Genomic DNA, 2,848 nt, shown 5'->3' on the forward strand with positions numbered 1-2,848 from the left:
GCGGGGGGGGCCGCCCCCCCTGTCCCCTCCGCCCGGCGTGCCCCGCCACCCGCCCGCCCCCCCCCCCCGCTCCCCCCCCCCCACCCCGCCTTCGACAGTTGGCCGCGACCTGACGGGGTCGGATCCCATCGCGGCGCGATGGGCTCTGACCCCGATGCCTGACGAAAATGAAATTCCGTTCATCTTTCCCACTTTGCCGATTCCGGTTGTTGGTGCGGATTTGGCATCATTGGGGGAATTGATCCGATTCCGAGGCATGACGCCATGAAGCGTTCCCGCACCACCGCGCTGCTGCTGATGAGCGCTGCACCCCTGCTGTTCACCGCCTGCCAGAAGGAAGAGCAGGTGCAGGTGCAGGAAGGCCTGTACACCTCCGTGCAGGCCTGCACCGAGGCGACGGGCGATCCGTCCTCGTGCCGCAACGCCTTTGCCGAGGCCCAGCAGAAGGCGGCCGACGCGGCGCCGAAGTACGCCAGCAAGGAAGCCTGTGAGCAGGACTACAAGCCCGAGCAGTGCGTGCAGCAGCACACCTCGGCCGGTACCTCGTTCATCGGCCCGATGATGATGGGCTTCTTCATGTCGCAGATGCTGAGCAACCGCGGCGGCCTGGCCCCGCAGGCGCCGGCCTCGGCCCCGGCCTACCAGGACAAGAACGCCGGCTGGGCGCGCCCGGCCCCGGGCGGGACCGGTGGCATGAACACCGCCAGCGGCATCGGCGCCGGCAAGGCCGGCCTGGCCCCGGTCAGCAGCGAGCCGAACCGCGCCGTCACCGCCAGCCGCAGCGGCTTCGGCAGCACCAGCGCCCGCCGCAGCGGCGGCAGCTTCGGCGGCTGATCGACCCATGCAGCGAATTCGCATTGCCGAGCGCGCCCACTGGCGGGCGCGCGCGGAGGAAGCCGGTTTCCGCTTCCACACCATCGACGGCCAGCCGTACTGGGATGAGAGCGCGTACTACGCCTTCACCCTGCGCCAGATTGAAGTGGACATCGAAGACCCCAGCGCCGAGCTGCACCAGATGGCGCTGGACCTGGTCGGCGATGTCATCGCCAGCGAGCGGTTGATGGACCAGCTGGCGATCCCCGCGCACTACCGCGACTGGATCGCCGAGAGCTGGCGCCAGCGCCAGCCGCACCTGTACGGGCGCCTGGACCTGGCCTACGACGGCACCGGTCCGGCCAAGCTGTACGAACTGAATTACGACACGCCGACCTCGCTGTTCGAGGCCAGCTTCTTCCAGTGGCAGTGGCTGGAGGACCAGCGCAACGCCGGCCGCCTGCCGCAGCACGCCGACCAGTTCAACGGCATGCACGAGGCGCTGGTCGAGCGCTTCGGCGAGCTCGCCGCGCGCCTGCCGCCGCCGCTGTATTTCAGCGCGGTAGGCAGTTCGGACGAGGACCGTGGCACGGTCGACTACCTGCGTGACTGCGCGGCCCAGGCCGGCCTGCAGGGCGAGGCCATCGCCATCGAGGATATCGGCCTGTCCGAGGACGGTCGCTTCACCGCGCTGGACGACACGGTGATCGGCACGCTGTTCAAGCTGTACCCGCTGGAAGACCTGATGGCCGAGGAATTCGGCCGTGCGCTGCCCGGTTCGGGCATCCAGCTGCTGGAGCCGGCGTGGAAGGCGGTGCTGAGCAACAAGGGCATCCTGCCGCTGCTGTGGCAGCGCAACGTCGGCCACCCGAACCTGCTGGAAGCGCACTTCGATGATGGCAGCGCGCTGGCCTCGGGCTGGGTGCGCAAGCCGCTGTTCTCGCGCGAAGGTGCCAACATCGAGATGCATCTGGCCGATGGCAGCACCCAGCGCAGCGACGGCCCGTACGAAGGCCCGGCGATCATCCAGCGTGCGCACCCGCTCACCCGCTTCGAAGGCGGCTATCCGCTGATCGGCAGCTGGGTGATTGGTGACCATGCCTGCGGCATCGGCATCCGCGAGGACGACAGCGCGATCACCCGCGACAGTGCGCGCTTCGTGCCGCATGCGATCGTGGACGAGGCGCCGACGCGGATCTACGTCTGATGGCGGTGCGGCGGCCTTTGGGCCGGCGCGGGCGAACGACGCCGGTGCCGGGGCGGCACTTCGATGATGGCCGCACGCTGCACGCCTTCGCCGGGCGCGTGGCGGTGCGCTGCCATCGCTGTGACACGCCGGGCTGGGTGGTCGCCAGCTGGCAGCCTCACCGCTGGACGGCGCGCTTCCGTTGCACCGGCTGCAGCGTGGCGCTGGACAGCGGCGCCTGGGTGGGCGCGGTGCGCATTGATGGCCGCCGCCCGTGCGGTTACTGCGGTCACCAGTGGGTGTGCGTGCACCAGCATCGACCGTCGGCCTCCACGGCCGTGCCCGAGGTACTGCCGGCCAAGTGCGCGCAGTGCGGGCGCACCAGCGAAGTGAAGGTCAGCGTCTGCCCGTTGCGCGATGCCGAGCCGGCAGATCCGCATTTCGGGTTGCCGCTGCGGTTGGTGGAGCCCACCCGTGCGGGCCTGCTGTGGGCCTACAACGCCGAGCACCTGCAGGTGCTGCATGACTACGCGACGTCGGCACTGCGCGAGCACGGTGGCGTGCACAACGCCTCGATGTTCTCGCGCCTGCCGCAGTGGATGAAGCTGGCCCGCAACCGCGTGCTGCTGCAGCGAGCGGTGGAGCGATTGCAGCGGCGATTGCTGGCGGCCGCGTAACCGGCGCCTTGGGTTTCGTGCCAACCAAGGTTGGCACCTACCAGAGCGTTCGCGAACCAGGGCGGTGTGCCGGTAGCGGGGGGCCGGGGCCGGGCCCGCCCGCGCGCGGGGGCGCCACCCCCCCCCCGGCCCGCCCCCCGGCCCGCGACCACCCCCCCACCCCCGGGGAGCC

The 2,848-nt window shown here is 70.6% G+C and carries 3 protein-coding genes; all 3 read left to right on the forward strand.

From position 1 onward, the window contains the following. Positions 1–264 precede the first annotated feature (264 nt). From ACVOK1_RS20410 to ACVOK1_RS20420, 3 genes are read left to right on the forward strand one after another with little or no spacing between them, the layout of a single operon-like run. A complete protein-coding gene (locus ACVOK1_RS20410) occupies positions 265–834 on the forward strand; it encodes a DUF1190 domain-containing protein (RefSeq protein ID WP_079224108.1) in 570 nt (189 codons plus the stop codon). Positions 835–841: 7 nt separating this feature from the next. Further along, positions 842–2,020, forward strand: a complete 1,179-nt coding sequence (locus ACVOK1_RS20415; protein WP_200751538.1) for a glutathionylspermidine synthase family protein — start codon at positions 842–844, stop codon at positions 2,018–2,020. After that, positions 2,020–2,676 (forward strand): hypothetical protein, encoded by a 657-nt coding sequence (locus tag ACVOK1_RS20420; RefSeq protein ID WP_481563091.1) that lies wholly within the window; start codon positions 2,020–2,022, stop codon positions 2,674–2,676. The genes ACVOK1_RS20415 and ACVOK1_RS20420 overlap by 1 nt, the downstream gene beginning before the upstream one ends. Positions 2,677–2,848 lie beyond the last annotated feature (172 nt).

The sequence above is a fragment of the Stenotrophomonas sp. STEN087 genome, from assembly GCF_056759115.1.

Bases quoted from the DNA above. Each gene is read 5' to 3' on its own strand.
- ACVOK1_RS20420 (WP_481563091.1), top strand. From the start codon at position 2,020: ATGGCGGTGCGGCGGCCTTTGGGCCGGCGCGGGCGAACGACGCCGGTG.
- ACVOK1_RS20410 (WP_079224108.1), top strand. From the start codon at position 265: ATGAAGCGTTCCCGCACCACCGCGCTGCTGCTGATGAGCGCTGCACCC.
- ACVOK1_RS20415 (WP_200751538.1), top strand. From the start codon at position 842: ATGCAGCGAATTCGCATTGCCGAGCGCGCCCACTGGCGGGCGCGCGCG.